This window comes from Acinetobacter halotolerans (genome assembly GCF_004208515.1).
Classification (GTDB): Bacteria; Pseudomonadota; Gammaproteobacteria; order Pseudomonadales; family Moraxellaceae; genus Acinetobacter; species Acinetobacter halotolerans.
On sequence record NZ_SGIM01000019.1, the window covers coordinates 22303 to 38237 of the forward strand.

At 39.1% G+C, this 15935-nt stretch carries 15 protein-coding genes and 1 pseudogene; 6 read left to right on the top strand and 10 right to left on the bottom strand.

Going from position 1 to position 15935, the window contains the following annotated elements:
- Positions 1–106: 106 nt before the first annotated feature.
- Positions 107–496, bottom strand: coding sequence for a tautomerase family protein (locus EXE30_RS15380; RefSeq protein ID WP_130163159.1), 390 nt, complete (start codon positions 494–496; stop codon positions 107–109).
- Between the two features lie 103 nt (positions 497–599).
- On the opposite strand from EXE30_RS15380, the gene EXE30_RS15385 reads away from it, so the two are divergent.
- Together EXE30_RS15385 and EXE30_RS15390 are read left to right on the top strand one after the other, a co-directional pair.
- Entirely contained in the window at positions 600–1070 is a 471-nt protein-coding gene (locus EXE30_RS15385) for a hypothetical protein (RefSeq protein ID WP_130163160.1), read from the top strand.
- Between the two features lie 267 nt (positions 1071–1337).
- Complete coding sequence (locus EXE30_RS15390) at positions 1338–2468, top strand: CNNM domain-containing protein (protein ID WP_130163161.1); 1131 nt, start codon at positions 1338–1340, stop codon at positions 2466–2468.
- A 97-nt stretch (positions 2469–2565) separates the two neighbouring features.
- Here the strand turns inward: EXE30_RS15390 and EXE30_RS15395 are convergent, their stop codons facing one another.
- Complete coding sequence (locus EXE30_RS15395) at positions 2566–3270, bottom strand: Crp/Fnr family transcriptional regulator (RefSeq protein ID WP_130163162.1); 705 nt, start codon at positions 3268–3270, stop codon at positions 2566–2568.
- A 107-nt stretch (positions 3271–3377) separates the two neighbouring features.
- Here EXE30_RS15395 and EXE30_RS15400 point away from each other — a divergent pair, with 107 nt between their 5' ends.
- The gene (locus tag EXE30_RS15400; protein ID WP_130163163.1) at positions 3378–3911 is read left to right on the top strand and encodes an Mpo1 family 2-hydroxy fatty acid dioxygenase; all 534 of its coding nucleotides are present in this window, start codon (positions 3378–3380) and stop codon (positions 3909–3911) included.
- A gap of 64 nt (positions 3912–3975) precedes the next feature.
- Here the strand turns inward: EXE30_RS15400 and ychF are convergent, their stop codons facing one another.
- From ychF to EXE30_RS15435, 7 genes are all read right to left on the bottom strand, one after another.
- A complete protein-coding gene (gene ychF / locus EXE30_RS15405) occupies positions 3976–5067 on the bottom strand; it encodes a redox-regulated ATPase YchF (protein WP_130163164.1) in 1092 nt (363 codons plus the stop codon).
- A 99-nt stretch (positions 5068–5166) separates the two neighbouring features.
- Positions 5167–5826, bottom strand: a complete 660-nt coding sequence (locus tag EXE30_RS15410; protein ID WP_130163165.1) for a methionine ABC transporter permease — start codon at positions 5824–5826, stop codon at positions 5167–5169.
- Entirely contained in the window at positions 5807–6877 is a 1071-nt protein-coding gene (locus EXE30_RS15415) for a methionine ABC transporter ATP-binding protein (RefSeq protein ID WP_130163166.1), read from the bottom strand. Before EXE30_RS15415 ends, EXE30_RS15410 begins: the two co-directional genes overlap by 20 nt.
- Before the next feature lie 11 nt (positions 6878–6888).
- Complete coding sequence (locus tag EXE30_RS15420; RefSeq protein ID WP_130163167.1) at positions 6889–7719, bottom strand: MetQ/NlpA family ABC transporter substrate-binding protein; 831 nt, start codon at positions 7717–7719, stop codon at positions 6889–6891.
- A 24-nt stretch (positions 7720–7743) separates the two neighbouring features.
- A complete protein-coding gene (locus EXE30_RS15425; RefSeq protein ID WP_130163168.1) occupies positions 7744–9156 on the bottom strand; it encodes an LLM class flavin-dependent oxidoreductase in 1413 nt (470 codons plus the stop codon).
- Positions 9156–10379, bottom strand: a complete 1224-nt coding sequence (locus EXE30_RS15430) for an SfnB family sulfur acquisition oxidoreductase (RefSeq protein WP_130163169.1) — start codon at positions 10377–10379, stop codon at positions 9156–9158. Before EXE30_RS15430 ends, EXE30_RS15425 begins: the two co-directional genes overlap by 1 nt.
- 13 nt (positions 10380–10392) lie before the next feature.
- Positions 10393–11604 (bottom strand): SfnB family sulfur acquisition oxidoreductase, encoded by a 1212-nt coding sequence (locus EXE30_RS15435; RefSeq protein ID WP_130163170.1) that lies wholly within the window; start codon positions 11602–11604, stop codon positions 10393–10395.
- 359 nt (positions 11605–11963) lie between these two features.
- Here EXE30_RS15435 and EXE30_RS15440 point away from each other — a divergent pair, with 359 nt between their 5' ends.
- From EXE30_RS15440 to EXE30_RS15450, 3 genes and pseudogenes are all read left to right on the top strand, one after another.
- Positions 11964–12734 (top strand): glutathione S-transferase family protein, encoded by a 771-nt coding sequence (locus EXE30_RS15440; protein ID WP_130163171.1) that lies wholly within the window; start codon positions 11964–11966, stop codon positions 12732–12734.
- A 401-nt stretch (positions 12735–13135) separates the two neighbouring features.
- On the top strand, positions 13136–13519 hold the full coding sequence (locus tag EXE30_RS15445; protein ID WP_130163172.1) for a hypothetical protein: 384 nt from the start codon (positions 13136–13138) through the stop codon (positions 13517–13519).
- A 103-nt stretch (positions 13520–13622) separates the two neighbouring features.
- Positions 13623–15083 (top strand): annotated as a pseudogene (locus EXE30_RS15450) (aminoacyl-histidine dipeptidase).
- A 67-nt stretch (positions 15084–15150) separates the two neighbouring features.
- Here the strand turns inward: EXE30_RS15450 and EXE30_RS15945 are convergent.
- Positions 15151–15935: hypothetical protein (locus tag EXE30_RS15945; RefSeq protein WP_165382424.1), on the bottom strand; the 785-nt coding region annotated here is incomplete at its 5' end.

Here is a 15935-nt window from a genome sequence, read left to right on the forward strand (position 1 = left end):
TTTGTGGTTAAGCATAGCAGAACTTTTTGTTGAATTAAGTGCTAATTGACACAAAAAATATGCTTTTTGTTAGACAAAAATATGATTTAAAACCGTATGGCTCTGTTTAGACATTCACTTGATAATTCAGTTGCAATTCATCTGCATTTTGTCCCCGTATTCCCCAGTGCGATTTAGGCGTTTCAAAAATTGTGATTTCAATATCTTGAGGAGAAATGCCGCACTGTTGGTGAATATTGGAAAATATAGTTTGAATCAATTGTTTCTTTGCCTGAGTTGTACGGCCTTCAAACATTGAAATTTCAATAATCGTATAGTTGTCACTACGATCATTCGGATAAATGAAATCTGTTGGTTCTAACGCAATAAAACGCTGAAATTTCTTTTCTACAGGATAGTTTAAACTGGTAACTAAAGCATGATGAATGGCATCAGATAATTGGATTTTAAAGTGCTCTAAAGTTTGGCGAAGGGCATAAATTTTTATTTGTGACATTTAGGGTTTTATCCATAACTGAAGTGGAATATTTAGAACAATGATTGAGAATTATGCTCAAATTGACTAGCATAAAGTCCAAATGTTTCATTGACGATTTGATATGTCTAATCTTAAAACTCGTGTAGCGACAGTGACAATGATGTTATGTAGCACTTTTTTATTGTCTGCATGTGGTAATTCTAATAACGACGCTGAAAAAAAAGTCGAGATAAAGCCTGCGCCGAAATTGACCAATGATGCAACGAGCTATGCAAACGCGGCTTGGCAACTCATCAATGAGATTGATTCTATTGTGTATAATAAACAAGTTGATGATATCGAAGAAAAAGTAAGAAAACCTTTACGCCAATTGAGTACAGATTGGCGGATCAATGTAAAAATGACAGACTCAGTCACCGAAGGGAAATATGCGCTCTGTCGTAAAGCTTTAACCAGTTTAGATAGCTGGGCAAGAGATGTGAAAGATAATGCAAATACCGCTACTCAAAAGCAAGTAAGCTATGAGCGTGATAAAGCTCAATGCAAAGATGCGATTGATAATCCTGCTTTAGGTAATACGTCACCAAAATAAGCTCAATTATCAGCTTCGCATCGTTCTCAATGTCTAGCTCGCATATGTTGTTAGTTTAGGTATCGGCAGAACAAAAATCTTATTCTGCCGTTCAAATACTCATTCTTTTCGTCATTGTTGTTGAGATGCTTAGTTTTAATAAAATTATAACTTGTAAAAGAATAATCTTTAAAAAAACTTTGAAAAGATTGACTCGTTTAAGTCGAATAAGTAGGATGAATTTCCTCAATTACGTAAGGAACCTGTGGTTAAAAGCCAAGTTCTCATATGGATACTCCCAGTATAATTTCTGAAACCGTTGGTCAATTCTCATTCGCTTCCGCCCTCAGTGGGGATGCACTGCTTCTCATATTATATGTTTTTTTAGCATTATTCTTTTCCTTTCTATGTTCGATTGCAGAAGCAACTTTACTGAGTATTACACCGAGTTATGTTGCAGGTCTCAGTGAAACCAATCCTAAAAAAGCTGAACAATTAAGACGTTTAAAAGAAGATAATATCGATCAGTCGCTAGCAGCGATTCTGACTGTAAATACAATAGCGCATACAGTAGGTGCGATTGGTGCTGGTGCCAAAGCAATCAGCGTATTTGGTCAAGTGTGGTTCGGTGTTTTCTCCGCGGTTATGACCTTATTGATCTTATTCGTATCGGAGATCATTCCAAAAACTTTGGGCGCGGTTTATTGGCGTCAACTTGCTGGTTTAACTGGTATTTATGTCAACTTCCTGATCAAAATCATGTATCCATTAATTCTTATTTCAGAAAAGCTGACTAAGCTGATTTCGGGTGGGAAAAAAGTACAACAGTTCAGTCGTGATGAGTTTGTTGCGATGGCTGGGATTGGTAAAGAGGAAGGGATGTTGAATGATCGTGAATCTAAAATCATCCGAAACCTTTTTCTATTTAAGTCTTTTGATGCAAGTACGGTGATGACACCACGAATCGTTGTCGCTGCTTTACAAAAAGATTTGACTGTTGATGAGGCTTTGTCTACACCTACCAGCTCTAATTTTTCGCGTTTGCCAATTTATGATCATGATTTAGATAGTGTGGTCGGTTTTGTATTGCGAGAAGACTTATTGGTCGCCAAAAACCACGGGCAAGGTGAGCGTCCAATTCATGAATTCCGCAGAGAAATTGTTACTGTCATGGCTAAAACGCCGTTGTCACGGTTAATGGAAATTTTACTGGAGCAACGTCAACATATTGCACTTGTGGTTGGAGAGTATGGCGATACCAAAGGGGTGGTTACATTAGAAGATGTGGTAGAAACCTTACTTGGTATTGAAATTCTTGATGAAGGTGACAAGGTCGAGGATATGCAGAAATTAGCAAGACAGTTGTGGGAGAAGCGTGTTGGGAAAATGGGCATTCATTTAGACCCACCTTCGCGATAATCAAAGTATCAATACCGATGATATTCATCGGTATTGAAATAATTGAGCCTAATAGCACATTATTTCTATATTTTAGAATTGGTTAGCTCAGGTGATTTTATTCTTTTAGATCACCTACTTTTGCTAAGGTGGTCAATTTTTCAAGATCAATGACCTCAATCTTTTTAAAACCAAGTTGAATAACACCTTGTTTCTCAAACATGTTGAGTGCTTGATTTATGGTTTGCCTTGAAACAGTCAGCATATTGGCAAGCTGATCTTGTGAGATTTGAATATGGAGATCCTGAATAGGTGATCGATTGCCATAGCCTTCCAAAATAAACAGTAAACGTTGCGCCAAGCGTTGCGTGAGACTTTGTGTTTGAATTGCGATTTGTTCTAAAAAGACGTAGCGTAATTTTTGGCTGGTGAGCAAGGCAAAGTAATACCAATAGTATGGATATTGCGCCAAAATATCATTCAATGGTTGAGCAGGTATTTGTAGTATTACACTTTTTCTGAGAGCTATTGCATCATGTGAACGCGGTTGTTTATCGATTAATGAAATTTCACCAAACCACATAATCGGTTCAGCAATGGCAGCAATCGCCTCATTACCATTTACGTCTATATAACCCAAGCTGATTGAACCTTCGAGTACAGCATATACACCATCAAAAGGATCTTGAGCGTTAAACACAGCAGCGTTTTTTTCTACCGTATATTTTCGGCTATGTTGAATAATAAATTGCTGGAAAGCTTCTGAAAGTTGATTAAACCACGAGTTTTGCTGCAAATGTTTGATGTAAGTTGCTTCTAACACAAAATTTCCTTTGCAAAAAAATAAATCCATTTGTCAGCTACATGACAATTTCATGATGATACTTCTTATAGATTAACAGCATAAACCAATTGTAAGAGGAATAAATAATGACAAATTTGGAACGTCTGCTCAGTCAATATGCTGCTTACCATTTAGATCGAAATAATATTTTGACCCATTTTATAGGGATACCTTTAATTGTTTTTTCAATCCTATGTTTAACCGCACGTGCTGGTGTTGAAATTTCAGGTATTTCAGTGACTTTGGCATCGATACTGATTTTATTAAGTACGATTTACTATATTTCATTAGATAAGCTATTTGGAATTCTAATGCTGATTATATTCATTGCAGCATATCCACTTGCAGTCAAAATAGCAGCATTACCAATGTGGAGTTGGTTAGGTGTGAGTATCGGTATTTTTGTTGTAGGTTGGGTATTTCAGTTCGTAGGACATTATTTTGAGAAGAAAAAACCTGCATTTGTTGATGATTTAGTTGGTTTAGCAATTGGACCTTTATTTGTGTTAGCAGAGTTTGTCTTCTTACTCGGCTTCCGCAAGTCATTACATCAACGTATTTTAAAAGAAGCACAAATGAAACGTGCAGCGATGGATATGAAGCAGCAGATTATTTCTTAAAATACCGATTCAAAAAAACCGCTAATAAGGTCATTATTAGCGGCTTGGAAAATCAAAAACTGATTTAGACGTTAAAACGGAAGTGAAGAACATCACCGTCTTGAACGACATAGGTTTTACCTTCTAAGCGCCATTTTCCTGCTTCTTTCGCACCGCTTTCACCGTTGTATTGGATGAAATCATCGTAAGCAACACATTCAGCACGGATAAAGCCTTTTTCAAAGTCAGTGTGAATCACACCAGCCGCTTGAGGTGCAGTCGCACCGACTTTAACCGTCCAAGCACGCACCTCTTGTACGCCAGCAGTGAAATATGTTTGTAAGCCAAGCAAGCTATAACCTGCACGAATCACCACGTTCAAACCTGGTTCTTCCATGCCCATCGCTTCTAAGAATTCAGCGCGATCTTCATCTTCAAGTAATGAAATTTCAGCTTCGATCTGATTGCAAAGGGGTACAACAATCGCATTTTCTTCAGCGGCAAGTTTTTTGACCGCGTCAAGATGTGGGTTATTTTCAAAACCATCTTCTGCTACGTTTGCAATATACATGGTTGGTTTAAGGGTCATTAAACCAAAACCACGAACAGCTTTACGTTCGTCATCAGAAAGGTCTGCGGCGCGAGCTGGTTTACCTTCGTCAAGTAAAGGTTGGATTTTTTCCAAAGCTGCTTTAGTTGCGATGGCTTCTTTGTCGCCACCTTTTGCTGCTTTAGTTAAGCGTAACAATGCTTTTGCAACAGTATCAAGGTCAGCAAGTGCAAGTTCAGTATTGATGGTTGCGATGTCATCTAATGGATCAATTTTGCCATTTACATGAATGACATTTTCATCTTCAAAACAACGTACTACGTGTGCAATCGCATCGGTCTCACGGATGTTGGCAAGGAATTGGTTTCCTAAACCTTCACCTTTAGATGCACCAGCAACCAGACCCGCAATATCAACAAATTCCATTGTGGTCGGAATAACACGTTGAGGTTTAACAATTGCTGTAAGTTTGTCTAAGCGTGGATCTGGTACAGGAACGATCCCTGTATTGGGCTCAATGGTACAGAACGGAAAGTTTTCAGCAGCAATAGCTGCCTTTGTTAACGCATTAAATAATGTAGATTTACCTACGTTTGGCAGACCAACAATACCGCAATTAAAACCCATGAAACCACTCACAAATGTGTTATTTAAAAATTGTTGCTGATTTTACATGAAAGCCATGACAAAGTCAGGTCATGGCGAGTGCGGTTTTTTATTTCGTGCTTAAACTTTGCGTTTATCGAGTTCTTTGGCAATATGATCGCCTGTGACTTGTACCAACATCACCAAAACAATCAGCACTAAAATGACAGCCAGCATCACTTGCATATCAAAACGTTGGTAGCCGTAACGGTAGGCGATGTCACCTAAACCACCTGCACCAATCGCACCTGCAATGGCAGAGGAGCTGATCATGGTCACAATGGTCACGGTAAAGCCTGCAACAATGCCCGGCAAGGCTTCGGGAAGTAACACATGCCAAAGAATCTGCTTGCGATTACAGCCCATCGCTTGTGCTGCCTCAATCAAACCTTGATCGACTTCACGTAGACTGACTTCTGCAATACGAGCAAAGAACGGGATTGCGGCGATGGTCAAAGGCACAATTGCAGCCAAGACCCCATAGCTGGTGCCGACAATCCATCGGGTAAATGGAATCAAAGCCACCATTAAAATCAAGAAGGGCACAGAGCGGGTAATATTAATCACCCAACCCAAAGGCTGATTAATTTTCTTGGAAGGATAAATCCCAAAATCAGCAGTACTCACCAAAATTAAGGCAATTGGTAGACCAATCAGAAAAGCAAAAATGGCGGAAACAGCGACCATGACTAAGGTATCGGTCGTGCCTGTCAGTAACAGGTCAATGAGTTGATTGTGCATAGCCGATCACCTCAAGTTGCGTAATTGTATGATGTTTTTCTAATGGTTGGTTATTTAAGTCAAATTCCAGGTTGTGTATGCCAACGATCAGTGAACCTATCGTATGTTGCTGAATAGTATTGATTTGACTGTGATAGACCTGAACAGGATGCTTAATGAAGTTGAGTAACTCATATAAATCAGGAACCGATTTAGATTCACTGACATATTTCAGTTTTAAAATTTGATGCGTCGTGTGCTGATCAAAAGTTTGGCTCAATTCAAAAGGTAAATTGAGCTGTTCTGGCTTGAGTAATTCCTGCGTAATCGGTTGTTGTGGATTAGAAAATACCGACCAGACTTGCCCAGCTTCAACAATTTCACCATGATCAATCACGATGACTTGATCGCAAATCTCTTGGATGACCTGCATTTCATGGGTGATCAAGACAATGGTTAAACCTAAGTCTTGGTTGATTTGTTTTAATAGAGCCAGAATATTGGCAGTACTTTCAGGATCAAGTGCTGAGGTGGCTTCATCGCAGAGCAGGATTTCAGGCTGAGAAACCAAGGCACGCGCGATACCGACACGTTGTTTTTGCCCACCAGAAAGTTGGGCAGGGTAATCATTACGCTTTGCTTCTAAGCCAACCAGTGTCAGTACATCGCTGACCCGTTGCTCAATTTCGGCCTTAGCATAACCTGCGATACGTAGCGGTAAAGCTACATTTTCCCATACGGTTTTGGCAGACATTAAATTAAAATGCTGAAAAATCATGCCGATTTTCTGCCGAGTTTTGATCAGTTCGGCATGACTCAGTTCAGCGATATTTTGTTGATGAATCAAAATACTGCCAGTATCAATCGACTCTAAACCGTTCAAGGTACGCAGCAGGGAGGATTTGCCTGCGCCACTTTTTCCAATGATGCCAACAATCTGTGCTTTGGGAATATCGAGGTTAATGTCTTTTAAAGCGTGTAAGCGTTGGCCTTGTACTTCATAAAACTTATTTAAACCGCGTATTTTCAGATGTGGAACTGAAAAATCAACTTGTGAACCAAAACTCACCATGATTGTTCTCCTTATTTCCAGCCAGGAAACCAGAGCGTTGGACCAAAATCACTATCCAAGGCAGCTTTAACTTTTGGTGAGTTTTGATAAATCTCGACAAATTTCTGTAGTTTATGGTCTTTGTCCTGATAATCATCACGTACCACAAATAAAATCGCATAGCGCTTATTGGTGTTGTCATCAAACAATAAGGCACTTTCAGGATCAGCCGTTTTGGCTAAACGTAAGTAATGTGGATAGCCAAAAGCGAGATCAACATCATCAATTGCACGCGCAGTTTGCGGGCCTTCAACTTCGGTAAATTTCAGATTCTTCGGATTTGCGGTAATATCCTTGAGTGCAGAAAGGTGATTGTTACTGTCTTTCAGTTCAATTAGCTTCGCTTGTTGCAATAGTAATAGTGCACGACCTTGATTCACTGGATCATTGGGAATCGCAACAGTTGCTCCATTCGGAAGTTCATCAAAACTTTTATATTTTTTTGAATACAGTCCAACATGCGATGCCGCACCCACAGCAAAGGATTTTAATTTAAAGCCTGTTTCCTTAATCGCATTATCCAAAAATGGTTGATGCTGAAAAAAGTTCGCATCAATATCACCGTGATTTAAGGTGGTATTGGGAGTATTCCAATCCGAAAACTCGACCAGTTTGACATTCAAACCTTGTTGTTTTGCTTCATCCGCAGCGGCTTGTAGTGGATGTGCAAAAGAAGGGCTAATCCCAATCACCAGTTCGCTGCTATGATTCTGTCTTTGTTTATTCAAAATCAATAAGGCAACAATCACGATAACTGCGACAAGACCGATACCAAGCCATTTTTTAGAGGCTGTTTGAGCCATATATTTCTCCAATTCTTTATTTAGTTAAGCACTTAGGTTTTCAATTATTTTCAATTCGTTGCTATTTTTATATTTGCTACATCGAAACTGATCGGCAGGATGGCTTGCTGCTAAATGATCACCTTGAGCAAAAAGCTTATTGCGCAATGAACCTGTGGCATATTCAGTTTTATAACGTCTACGTTGCTGTAACTCAGGGATCACCAGACGAATAAAATCATGGTGTGATTCAGGCGCAACCGTACGAGTCAGGTTAAAACCATCAATTCCAGTTTGATCGAGCAGCTCAATCAGATATTCTGCAACTTCAGCACCACTACCAACAATGAGGGGATAACGTCCACCCAACATGTGCTGTGCTTTCAGGTCATTTTTGCTGATACGTTGTTCTTTAAACTTCTCATTAACGGAAGCAATGCTATTGCTCTTTTGATAGGGAATCGCTTCATCACCTTCAAACTTAGCAAGGTCGATGCCGACGGAACTGGCATAATGTGCTAATCCCGCTTCAGGGCTGGCATATTGGCGATATTCAGCCAGTTTTTGCTGTGCAAGATCATGTGTTTCAGCAACCACAACAGTAATGCCGACAAAGATTTTAATTGCATCTTCATCACGGCCTTGTTGCCTCGCTTGTAGTCGTATTTTATTGACTTGTTGACGAATCTTTTCGGGTTGATCGCCACCAATAAAAATACATTCCGCATGGCGCGTGGCAAACTGTAGTCCTTTCGGTGAAGCACCTGCTTGGAATAGTGTTGGCGTACGTTGTACAGATGGCGCAACCTGAAATATACCTTGGCTTTGGTAGTATTGCCCTTGATGATTGATCGAGTGGACTTTATTTGGATCAGTAAAAACGCGCTGTTGTTTATCTTTCTTTAAGGCATCATTTTCCCAAGAACCTTCCCAATACTTATAGCAAAGTTGTAAAAATTCCTCGGCCTGATCATAACGTGCATCATGATCTTTCAAACCTTTTTGCCCAATCAAACGTTCGGCACTATCCAGATAACCCGTGACAATATTCCAACCCAAACGACCTTGGGTTAAATGATCTAAACTGGCAAAACGCCGTGCAAATTGATAAGGCTGTTCATAGCTTAGATTGACCGTGACACCAAAACTTAAATTTTGCGTGACCAATGCCATGGCCGAAATCAGTGTAGAGGGATCGTGGCTTGGTAATTGAATCGATTCCTTAAGAGTCAGATCGATACCATTTTGATAGACATCATAAACGCCCGTAATATCCGCGAGGAATAAACCATCAAACAAACCTTGTTCTAAAGTTTGTGCGAGTTCAGTCCAATAACTCAACTCACTAAAGCGATGTGATTGATCACGCGGATGCGTCCATAGGCCATGATTGATATGACCGACACAGTTCATATCAAAGGCATTTAACAAGATTTTTTTAGCAGTCGTTTGACTCATTACAAAGTCCCCCGACGAGGTGGCAGAACGCCATTCAATACATAATTGCCAATGAAGTAATATTTCCAGCGTGCAGCATCATGTAAGGTGTGTACACGCGCATTACGCCAGTGACGATCAAGACCATCAGCACGTTGACTACCACGACTGCCAGCCAACTCAATCAATTTCGATGATGCTTTCAAAGCCGTTTCAGTGCTATGTGCACGTACTTTGGCTACATCAATTGAAGCTTTGGCTAAGCTCTCTGCATTGAGTTCATATTTAGCCGCATCGACTGATCGAGCTGCCTGTTTAAGTAAAAGTTCGCTGGCTTTGACATCGGTTGCCACGCGACCGAGTTCAGACAGCGTTAATGGGTCTTGCGTCGCGGATTCAATATTGGCATCAATCCAAGGACGAGCCACACGGACACGTTCTAGGGTTTCTTCAAACGCTGCACGCGCAATCCCAACTTCAATCGCAGCGTGCATGATCTGAGCAAATGGACCCACTAAAGATAGTTGCTTAAAGGCTGTGTCAAAAGGAATTACATCCTCTTTGGCAACCAAAACCTGATTAAACTTTACTGTGCCGCTACCTGTGGTACGTTGCCCAAAGCCAGACCAATCATCAATCAGTTCTAAACCTTGACTGTCTCGTTGTACAAAAGCCAAAAATTCGCGACCTGTTTCATCCACCACTAAGGTTGGAATACGATGCGCAAACAAACTGCCTGTGCAATAAAACTTTTCCCCTTGAATCAGATAACCGTTTTCGCTTGGGATTAAGGTAGTTTGTTTATGTGCAGAAGTGCGGGTTTTAAACTCTGCCAGTGCATTACCAAAACGAGCACCTTGTAATACTTCTTGATAGAGACGTTTCTTTTGTTGTTCCGTGCCTGTATTACGCAGCACTTCCAATGCATAAAAATGATTCTGTGGAATCTGACCAATTGAACCATCCGCACCGCTAAACAAAGCAATCACTTTAGCAACGGTTAGACTTGAAACGTCTGCACCACCATATTGTTTCGGTACCGTTATTGCCCATAGGCCTGATTGGCTATAGGTTTCGATTTCTGTAAAAGGTAAGTTCCGATTGGCATCACGTTCAACCGCAGCTTGTTTAAACTGCTGACTCAGCTTTGTGGCAATTTCCAATGCTTCGGCATCGCTTTGAATAATATGTGCTGCTTTAAAATTAGTTTTGGCGAAACCTTGTAATTCTTGATATGAAGTCATGATGATTTTCTCCTTAAATCCAAGCATGGCGGGCAGGGTGAGTACCATTGAGGTAATAGTCGCCAATCGCATGGAATTTCCAACGCACAGGATCGTGTAGGGTATGCACACGGGCATTGCGCCAATGCTGATCAAGATTATGTTGGCTCAGGCTGGCACGACTACCGCCGAGTTCAAATAGTTTTTCGGAGATTTGCAGGGCTGCATCATTGGCGTAGATTTTTGCTTCGGCTATCAGAATTGAGGCACGAGCGGCTTGCTTAGCAGAAAGCTCGGTGAGTTGATCAAGCTCATCCAGATATTCAGCGGCATCATCTAGTAATAAAATGGCTGCATCGAGCAGGATATTGAGCTTACCAACTTCTTGTAGGGTGTAATGTTCTTCACTGGCTTTTTCTATGCCTGCATCAATAATCGGTCGAGCTTTACGCACGCTGGATAAGGTGTCATCAAAAGCGGCTTCGGCAATGCCAACATCAATGGCAACTTGTAATAGTTGAGAATACGCACCGCGAACATTTGGGGTGTCGGCAATAATACGCTCATCAAAAAATAAGGTTGGATCGGCGACAACATTGTGAAGTTTTACAGTTCCACTGGCTGTAGTACGTTGACCAAAGCCATTCCAGTCATTAATCACTTCAATACCATTTGCATGTCGATCAATAATCGCCAGTACGGTATGACCATCTGGATGTAGTGCTCGAATCGCTAACCAATCTGCAAAGCTGGTTCCTGTTGAGTAAAATTTTTCCCCGTTTAAAAGGTATTGACCATTTTCCAAAGTTAAAGTGGTTTGAATGGCTTTAGTATCTTTAGAATTTTTCTCAGGCCCACCATTGGCAATCCGTTTGCCTGCAAGAATTTCAGCATAGATAAACTGCTTTTGAGCATCTGAACCGGTGATATTAATAAAATTTAACAGCCCGAATTGGTTTTGTGGGATTTGTCCGACATTAGCATCCGCTTTACTTAAAATACGAAATACATGGGCCAAAGTCTTATTGGAGACAAAAGCTCCTCCATATTGTTGCGGTACACGAATGCCACCTAAACCTTTTTGACTAAAGTGAATAACTTGTTCTGTTGGTAAAATACGATCTTGATCTCTTTTATTTCGTTCTTCTAATGCAAAGTCAGCAACTTGATAGGCAGCATTGATGGCCTGCTGATCATTTGAAATCAGTTGTACTGGAGCTTGGATCACTGATGGATTACTGGACATGTGAGCACCTCTAATAGATAAGAGGGACTTTACAAAAATTTTACTTTTCCACTAAACCATCAGTTGTGGTTTATATATCACAATAACTCTTAAGTTTTTTTTGTGAGAAAAATAACAAAAAAAGTGATATTAAATTTTAAATTAAAACAATTGCTTATCATGAAAGATGTTTGATTGATCACTACGGAAAAGTATTTTTCTATGAAAGAAATGAATAATCTCTCCAGAAATAGATATAAAGTATTTTAGCCAAAATAAAAAAAGATAGAGCGAAAAGGACATTGTATTCATTAGATTTTACTTCTAAAGTATGAAAAAGCTTATGTTTGATTGAATAGAAAAATAAATTTGGAGTATATATGCGGGTTTTATACCAATTTCCTTTATCTCATTATTGTGAAAAAGCTCGCTGGTTGTTAGATCATAAGGAATTGGATTATGTGGCACATAATTTAATTCCAGGCTTTCATCGTGCATTCACTTATTTAAAGTCTGGGCAATATTTATTACCAATGCTGAAAGACGATAAACAATGGATTGCTGATTCAACTCAAATTGCTTTGTATCTCGATACAACCTATCCTGAACATGCCTTGTTAAGACGTGATGAACAATTACGTGAGCAGGCTTTAGAAATTGATGAACTGTCGAGAGAACTCGGTATTCATGTACGCCGTTGGTCATTGGCACTAGCACTATCTGTGGGTGATCATCCCCTTGAAATTATGATGGGTGAGCAAGGCTATCTACGTCAATTTGAAAAGATTTCTAAACCTATTCTAAAAAGTTTAGTCTCAACAAATTACAAGCTAAACCCTGAAAAAGTCGCTCAATCAAAAATTCGTATGACCGAACTCATCACTGATTTAAATCAGCGATTAATTGATAATCAAGGGCGCTATTTGGTGGGAGATCGCCTTGGTTTGGCTGATATTGCTGTGTGTTCAATGCTTGCACCTTTATTGATGATTAAAGGTACGCCTTGGGAACTGGAAAGTGATGATGTTGATCTGCTGACCGGAGAACTAAAACAGTACCATGATGACTTAAATGATTTGCCGCTTGGACAATATGTACAACGCATTTATGCGACTGAGCGTAATGCACGTGTGGATTGGCGTGGGCTTTAACAATAGTTGTTTAATAAGTAAATATTGCAGAAACCGAGTGAAAAATACGCTCGGTTTTTTGTTGTTTCATATATCTGAAATCCGATTTCAGTATGGCTTGTTTAGGGTGGCGCACAGTGAGAGAAGTGCCGCAGAGCCATCTTAGATCTTTATATGAATGAGGAAAGCATATTGGGTGATATGTAATTAAAGAATTCTATTGATCATATATCCTCGCAGAAGTAAAAAATAATAGATTCAATATGTACATATCTATTTGGGTCGAAATTTATCAATTTAGTATGAGAACTAAGACAATCAGCTAATCAATTAAAGACAATTGTATATATAATAATTCTTAGTGCACTAGTCGGTTTTAGTCTGTGATCCAGAACTAAAAACATAAAAATAGAGGGAATACCATGAAGAAGTTGCAATTTATAGCAGATTGCCCTAAACATGGGGTAATTGATCATCCGCCCAATGAATGCTATATCACGCAAGAATACGTGGCTGCATTACTTTATAAACAATTAGAACAATATGGTTTTGATGCTCAGCATATACGCCACGAACATGAAAAAATTGAAGTTTGCATTGATAATCATCAATTACCACTCTCTATTTTATGTTCTCAGCAAGATACAGAAGGTCATATTCTGTGCGAGATCTCTGCAAATCCACAACAAGAGCAAGTTTGGTTTGAAAAAATCGAAACCCAAAGTATTATTCGTCAGCTTGCGCAAGCAGTTGAAAATAGCTTAAAAGCAGAGCATAGTTTCTCTCAGTTTGTTTGGAAAAGCTAAGTTAGTTTGCAACATGTCATCTTAAATGAAGTAATTTAACGTCATGACCGTTTCGGTGTATGGTGTATATTTGTTTAAACGCTTTATTTGAGAGTATATGTGCATGATACAGGTCGATTTTTCTAAATTATCACCCCAAGTGGTTTGGCGACATTTTGAGACTTTGTGCACGATTCCTCGACCATCAAAACATGAACAACAATTACGACAGCATCTCAAAGATTGGGCGGAACAGCGCAACTTGGAAACGTATGTTGATGAGATTGGAAATCTGATTATTCGTAAAGCTGCCACAGCTAGTAAAGAACAAGTTGCAGGTGTAATTTTGCAGGGACATTTAGATATGGTGACTCAGGCAAATCGTGGTACGCAACATGACTTTTTTAAAGATCCGATTCAACCTGTATTAAAAGATGGCTGGCTGATTGCTGAAAATACCACGTTGGGTGCAGATAATGGTATCGGGGTTGCACTGGCGTTGGCGGTATTAGAATCAGATGATATTGTACATGGACCGATTGAAGTACTTTTGACGATTGATGAAGAAGCGGGAATGAGCGGTGCTCGTTTACTTGAATCGGGTGTTTTAACTGGGCAATGGTTATTTAATATTGATACCGAAGAATGGGGCGAACTCTATCTTGGTTGTGCTGGGAGTATTGATATTGAAGTACAACAGCCTACCCAATATCAAACAGCACCTAGTGATTTAATTTATGTAGATTTGTTGGTGTCAGGCTTAAAAGGTGGCCACTCTGGTGTTGATATTCATCTTGATCGTGGTAATGCCAACGTGATTCTAGCCAATTTCCTCAATGACTATTTATCGCAGTCAAATGGCAGACTGGTTGAATTTGTCGGTGGAACAGCACGCAATGCTATCCCTCGTGAAGCGGTAGCAACCATTGCAATTAAAGCAGAGCAATTACCCGAGTTAGAAAATGCTGTTGCTGTGATATAAGCTGAATGGCAAAACAAATTACAAGGCATTGATGATCAGTTGCAAATCACCGTGCAGCAGAATGCTAATCAGATAAATGAAGTTGTTATCTTGCAACAGCAAAAAGCTTGGTTACAAGCATTAGCAACTTGTCCTTATGGTATTGCCCAGTGGAGTAGTGCTTTAGCTGATGTAGTTGAGACCTCAAATAACATAGGTGTGGTAAAACTAACGAAAGATGAAGCGAAAACTCTGATTATGGTTCGTTCGATGGTGAATCAGGAAGCGCTAACATTTGCTCAGAATATCCAACAGCACTTTGCCAATTTTGAAATTCAGTCTGAGTTAACGCCGTTGGTATCAGGTTGGACACCAAGTCCAGATTCAGCAGCATTGAAGTGTTTACAACAGGCTTATCAATCCGCATTTGAAATTGAGCCAAATTTGAAAGTAATTCATGCGGGTTTGGAATGTGGCATTATTGCGGAACATTATCCAGATTTGCAGATGGTGTCTTTTGGCCCAGATATTCATGGGGCGCATGCGCCCGGTGAGCGGGTTAAAGTAGATACGGTTGAGAAATGCTGGAAGTTGTTGGTAACAGCTTTGGAATCTGTAAAATAAGTTTTCATAGAAAAGAAGCTCATTCATGAGCTTCTTTTCTTACATTTTTGTATTGTCAGTTGTTAGTTTATTCATTTTTTTCTTTTATTACGGATTTAGGAATCCAAGATAATATATTTTCAGAGGAAATTGGAAATTTTTTGTGATTAAATTCTAGATAAGTTTCTGTACCTACTTTTGAAATAATTTTTCCCTCATCTGCTCTGCATTTATCATTTATAGGTGTTGTGATGATTCCGTAAGCATTGAAAATGTCACAGCCCTCCTTTGTTAGTACTATACTATTTATTTCGAAGTTACCTATTTTGTATACTTCCAAAGCTTTGTTGAAAATAATATCTAACTTTTGAAAACTAATTAAAGTATAAAGTAATAGAATTGCACCAAATAACATGGACAAGAGTAGTCTTTTGATTGGATCTTTTTTGTTTGAGATAGTAATATTTACAATGTTGGTTAGTAATAACAGTAGAATGAGAAGAACAAATATTATAATTCCCTCTATGGAGTTAGAACCCTTACTTTGAGAACTAGTCAAAAGAAGGAAATATATAGGAAAAATTATACAAAATGAGGAAGTTATATTGGCAGCTGTCCATTGAGTTAGAATAAGTAAACTGTTTGCCTTTATATCTCTTTTCTTTATAATTTTATTCAGGAAATATAACATTAATAAATAAAGTGAAATAGGGATTGCTAAGAAAAATAAACTAATTTTGTCCTTGTAAATTATATTTGTGATGGAAAATATTGATAAAATAATTGGAACTCCAAATAAAATTGTGACTTTTTTTAGACTAATGTCTTCTTTGTCTTCTTTGTCTTCTTTGTCTTCTTTGTCTTCTTTGTCTT

Bases quoted from the DNA above. Each gene is read 5' to 3' on its own strand.
- EXE30_RS15380 (WP_130163159.1), bottom strand. From the start codon at position 496: ATGTCACAAATAAAAATTTATGCCCTTCGCCAAACTTTAGAGCACTTT.
- EXE30_RS15385 (WP_130163160.1), top strand. From the start codon at position 600: ATGTCTAATCTTAAAACTCGTGTAGCGACAGTGACAATGATGTTATGT.
- EXE30_RS15390 (WP_130163161.1), top strand. From the start codon at position 1,338: ATGGATACTCCCAGTATAATTTCTGAAACCGTTGGTCAATTCTCATTC.
- EXE30_RS15400 (WP_130163163.1), top strand. From the start codon at position 3,378: ATGACAAATTTGGAACGTCTGCTCAGTCAATATGCTGCTTACCATTTA.
- ychF (WP_130163164.1), bottom strand. From the start codon at position 5,067: ATGGGTTTTAATTGCGGTATTGTTGGTCTGCCAAACGTAGGTAAATCT.
- EXE30_RS15410 (WP_130163165.1), bottom strand. From the start codon at position 5,826: ATGCACAATCAACTCATTGACCTGTTACTGACAGGCACGACCGATACC.
- EXE30_RS15415 (WP_130163166.1), bottom strand. From the start codon at position 6,877: ATGGTGAGTTTTGGTTCACAAGTTGATTTTTCAGTTCCACATCTGAAA.
- EXE30_RS15420 (WP_130163167.1), bottom strand. From the start codon at position 7,719: ATGGCTCAAACAGCCTCTAAAAAATGGCTTGGTATCGGTCTTGTCGCA.
- EXE30_RS15425 (WP_130163168.1), bottom strand. From the start codon at position 9,156: ATGAGTCAAACGACTGCTAAAAAAATCTTGTTAAATGCCTTTGATATG.
- EXE30_RS15430 (WP_130163169.1), bottom strand. From the start codon at position 10,379: ATGACTTCATATCAAGAATTACAAGGTTTCGCCAAAACTAATTTTAAA.
- EXE30_RS15435 (WP_130163170.1), bottom strand. From the start codon at position 11,604: ATGTCCAGTAATCCATCAGTGATCCAAGCTCCAGTACAACTGATTTCA.
- EXE30_RS15440 (WP_130163171.1), top strand. From the start codon at position 11,964: ATGCGGGTTTTATACCAATTTCCTTTATCTCATTATTGTGAAAAAGCT.
- EXE30_RS15445 (WP_130163172.1), top strand. From the start codon at position 13,136: ATGAAGAAGTTGCAATTTATAGCAGATTGCCCTAAACATGGGGTAATT.